At 38.1% G+C, this 4,654-nt stretch carries 4 protein-coding genes; 2 read left to right on the forward strand and 2 right to left on the reverse strand.

Going from position 1 to position 4,654, the window contains the following annotated elements; translation table 11 throughout:
* The first annotated feature begins 194 nt into the window (after positions 1 to 194).
* Both V7164_RS09335 and V7164_RS09340 read left to right on the forward strand, forming a co-directional pair.
* The gene (locus tag V7164_RS09335; RefSeq protein WP_335353971.1) at positions 195 to 413 is read left to right on the forward strand and encodes a hypothetical protein; all 219 of its coding nucleotides are present in this window, start codon (positions 195 to 197) and stop codon (positions 411 to 413) included.
* Between the two features lie 5 nt (positions 414 to 418).
* Entirely contained in the window at positions 419 to 721 is a 303-nt protein-coding gene (locus V7164_RS09340) for a restriction endonuclease (protein ID WP_335353972.1), read from the forward strand.
* Between the two features lie 310 nt (positions 722 to 1,031).
* Here V7164_RS09340 and V7164_RS09345 read toward each other — a convergent pair whose 3' ends face one another.
* Positions 1,032 to 2,183, reverse strand: a complete 1,152-nt coding sequence (locus V7164_RS09345) for a M14 family zinc carboxypeptidase (protein WP_335353973.1) — start codon at positions 2,181 to 2,183, stop codon at positions 1,032 to 1,034.
* Between the two features lie 329 nt (positions 2,184 to 2,512).
* Positions 2,513 to 4,552, reverse strand: a complete 2,040-nt coding sequence (locus V7164_RS09350; RefSeq protein WP_335353980.1) for a sigma-54 interaction domain-containing protein — start codon at positions 4,550 to 4,552, stop codon at positions 2,513 to 2,515.
* Positions 4,553 to 4,654 lie beyond the last annotated feature (102 nt).

Raw genomic sequence — 4,654 nt, forward strand, 5'->3', positions numbered from 1 at the left:
CCATTTAATAACTATAATTGATAAAATTGTACGATTAGATTTCATTTTCGTATTTGTGAATTTTAGTGCAACCTGCAAAAATGGTGCATGTCCCCTGGGTTTTAAGCATTATCGTAGTAGGGGTCTGGTACCTTATCTAAAGCTATTATTTTCAATAACTAAAATTTACGGTAAATAAAGGCATTAGGTGTATAATGAATGGGCTCCCGATAGCCCCGAGAATCCAAATTAATCAAGAAGATTCTAGATTTACAGCTTCATATAATGTTGTTGATTCATTAGATGAAACTGTTAATCTAGCAGCAATGGATTGGGAAGACTTCGAACACTTAATAAGAGAATTATTTGAAAAAGAGTTTAATCAGACAGGTGGAGAAGTAAAAATTATTCAAGCAAGTAGAGATGGGGTGTAGATGCAGTGGCATATGCCCCTGACCCGATTGGTGGTGGCAAGATCGTCATTCAAGCAAAAAGATATACAAATGTTGTAGGGGTTTCGGCAGTAAGGGACTTATATGGTACAGTTATGAATGAGGGTACAACAAAAGGAATATTAGTCACCACTGCTGATAACGGACCCGATACATACAATTTTTCTAAAGATAAGCCTATCACGTTACTAAATGGAAATAACTTATTACACTTTCTTCAAAAGCATGGATATAACGCTAAAATAGACTTAAAAGAAGCGAAGAAAGCAATGAGGAAATATAAAGATTAAAATTCAATATACTCACCCATACTCAAACCTTAAAAAGGCACCTGACCCTCGGTGTATTAAAGCATTACTTTGCTGGGGGACAGGCACTAATTATTCATTTCTATCATGACGCGTGGCTTAATGAAATTTAGCATCTTTTGCAACCACTTTATTTCTTACGAATCCCCCTTTGGAAGTGATTTCTATAAACTATACGAGAGTATTAGAGGAGGATTTCCTTTTTTGATACATTTCTGTTTATAACTAAAGAAACTAAAATAAACAACAAAGCCCCATACAGGATTACTCCCTATGGGGCTTTGTCATTTTTTTAATAACTCACCGGAACAATACCAGAATCTGTTTGATATCCAGCTAACGGGTAAGCAGGAATCTCTTGTTCCCAACGGTTTGGATTAACCTTTTGTACTTCACCTGTGGCTAAGCCGTAAAGTAAGGCTTTTAATCCAAGATAATTTTGTTTGATTAAATACCCGTTTGATTTTTGGCCTAGATTTCCATCTCTTGTATTTCCTTTCGTTTCAAAGAAGATGGCTGGGTTGCTGTGATTAGTTGGATTGATATTGTTGTAGTTTAGGCCCATCATCATAGCGGAAACAACTCCGCCTTTGATGTCAATCTCGTATCTCTTATCACCACTGCCGGTTTGGTAACGATCAATATGCATATACCCGTAATCTTTTAATGCATCGTATACATAGACGTTCATTTGGCGTGTAAGGTCATTGTATAAGCCGTCTTTAATACCTGGTAAAGTCGGTCCATTTGGTGCTAATGAAACTCCAAGAGACATGGATGTTGATTCATTTGTTCCGTAAACTGTTTTAAATCCTTGATGGTGAAGATCCACAGCGAAATCTGGCTTTACATCTGCCCAGTATTTGTAGAAAACAAGTGATTCTTTTGCTTGAAACCCGTTTGCTGCCCAATCACGATTTAAATCAATCGTCATGGTACGACCTCTGTTGTCTACTTTAGGTTGTCCATTTTCATCATGAAGTGCAGTTGTTCGTGTGTTCATGATGCTTCCATCCGGATTATACATAGGGATTGCATAAATAGTTGTTTCTTTTAAGATCTTTTCAATATCTTTGGATCCGCTACTACCAAAAGTTTTCAATAATTCTAATACGGCATCCGTTGTTAATTTTTCATCTCCGTGAATTTGAGCTTGTACCCAAATTTTAATTGGGCCTGTACCCACTTTAGCTACGTAGAAGCTTCGGTTCTGCTCACTCTTTCCGTATTCATCTAACGTGAATACTTCTACTTTCCCTTTACTCGTGTGTTCGATTTTCTTCAGTTCTTTAATCATGTCATCGTATGTAATCATACTGTCCATACTCGTGTTTCCATTTGTTGATGGACCTCCAGGAACGGTGTCAGCTGCATTTGCTTGAGATGTTAACAGAGCTGACACAAAGAACATTACTACGACAAAAGACATCCATAATTTTTTCAACACATTACCTCCCAAACTATCATTTTTTTCAATTACATTACTAGTATAGTTGGAAGAGTATTTAAACGAAATGGTATTATCGGATTATTCTGACTAATCGAGGATAGGGATTTAGTCGGTTTTATTGAAGGGTATTGTGGGAAGAAAGGATTGCCGCCATAAAAAATGCCGTCTGACCCCCAACGTAAAATTTTATTACCGAGCACTTCATATGGAGGGTACCTCCCAATTAAACTAAAACCGGTTGAAGTGACAAAATCCCCCTTGTCGCCTCAACCGCTTTTTCAGTGTCGGTTAATATAAAGAAAACTTAAGTTTATCGGCTGTTGTTATGTTGCATGTAATTCCAGCTGTTGTAAATACTCTACCCCGTTAGTGGTAATTTTTGTCCCGGATCTTCCCCGGCCTTTCGTAATGAAGCCTTTTGTTTCGAGGTAATCCAATCGTCTGCGAACTTGCTGCGGCGATAAAAAAGAACCGGTTTCCTCGCTAACCATTGAAATATGCTGTCGGCTTGCCGGATTACCATTATCATTACAATGTTTAATCGTTTCGAGGATAAACTTATATTCATATATTTCCATTAAATTGTTAGGAATTGGATAGCTCGTTACTATCTCTTGCTTCCTATTTTTTTGAATGCGGTTGTAAGGAATATCTTTCAGTTCAATCTTATTTCCATCACAGATGGTGAGCATGTAGTCAATCGTGCTTTTTAATTCACGGATATTACCTAACCATTCGTGTTTTTGCAGCTGTTCTGGGAGATTTTCTTCAACCTTGACCCATTTTCCGCTTTTCGTAATAAAATGTTTGACCAATAACGGGATATCCGTTTTTCGATCTCGAAGCGGTGGAACAGAAAGCGTAAGAACGTTCAAGCGGTAAAATAAATCAGAACGAAATGAGCCTTCTTCCAATTTTAGTTGAATATCCTTATTTGTGGCCGCGATGACCCGGACATTTATAGGAATGACTTTCCTCCCGCCGATTCGCCGCAATTCTTTCTCCTGAAGGACCCGTAATAAATGAGATTGAACTGCGAGACTAATATCGCCTACTTCATCCAAAAAAATTGTTCCATTATCCGCTAATTCGAACAACCCCTTTTTCCCACCTTTTTGCGCACCAGTAAAAGCTCCTTCCTCGTAGCCAAACAATTCGCTTTCAAGTAGATTTTCGGTTAAAGCACTGCAATTGATGGCGATAAATGGTCCGTTTTTTCGCATGGAATGAAGATGGATCGAGTGGGCGAATAATTCTTTTCCCGTCCCTGTTTCCCCTTGAATTAAAACCGGATGCTCGGAGAGGGCCAGCTTTTTGGCGATTTGTTTCGTTTCTTTGAGGAGCGGGTGGTCGCCAACGATATCATCAAAGTGGTATTTTGCATAAAATCCTTTGTTTTTCAATTCCCTCTGCGCCATTTTTTCAACCTCAAACGCTTGATGAATACTTTTAAAAGTCGCCACGATTGTATTTTCCGTTTCCATTTGATGACGGAAAATGACAAGATCCACACCGTAAATCGTAAAAAATTTACTTTCTTCATTACTATGTAAGATAAAGTCGATAAGATCTTGTTGGATGATCACTTCCTCCAATTGCTTATTGATGGCGTCATCAACAGGAAGATGAAACAAGGCCCCTAAGCGCCGATTAAAAACAGTAACCCGATGCTGTTTATTAATCGCAATAATGCCGTCATCGACAGTGTTAACCACGTTTTGAATATGCTGCTTCATTTGTTTTGCATTTTGTTCCGCGAATGATAGCTCTCGTTGTAAATCAATTATGTTACGAATATATCTTTCTGAAATCAATGATGAGATTTTTTCCCCTAAACAAAAGTATTCTACTACTTTTAAAATCGTGGCCATATCAAACAGCCGAACTCCAATATCAATGACATTATTAATAGAGGGCGGACAAAGATGGGTTTCTCCGGGAGATATGGCGATATCGATATTTTTATAAAAAATTTGGTCCTTCTTGTATGGGATGAACCGTAAATGATCAATACCCAGCTGATAAAGCGATTCTATCACTTCAATCGTTGCTGAATCGTCATCATTGACAACTAGAACATCAGAATGTACTGGTATTTTTAATAGCTGGTCGATGAATCGGTGATGAATTGTCCGCTTTCCGACCATCATTTCTTTGCCGGTAATCTGACACACCTCTTGCGATTCTAGCTTTGTCACCTCTGATGAGAATAAAAAGAAATCATCGGTCAGTTGGGTGGGTAGCCCTTCATCAGTGGAGTAAATCTCAATTTGGACGTAATCTCCCAATAACTGTTGCAGCTGTTCATGCAAAACTTGTTTTGTCTGCCTGCTGCCTGCAATTAACGTAAGTGATTGTTTGATAGTAGCGGCCTCCTTTTACGTGAATCTGGTTCTTTTATTGTACCAAAAGGAACCAATAAGAACCAATATAAAGCCCTTAATGATTTAAATTTTCAGAATTCG

Origin of the sequence: Bacillus sp. JJ1474 (assembly GCF_036965225.1) — a bacterium.
GTDB lineage: Bacteria > Bacillota > Bacilli > Bacillales > Cytobacillaceae > Cytobacillus.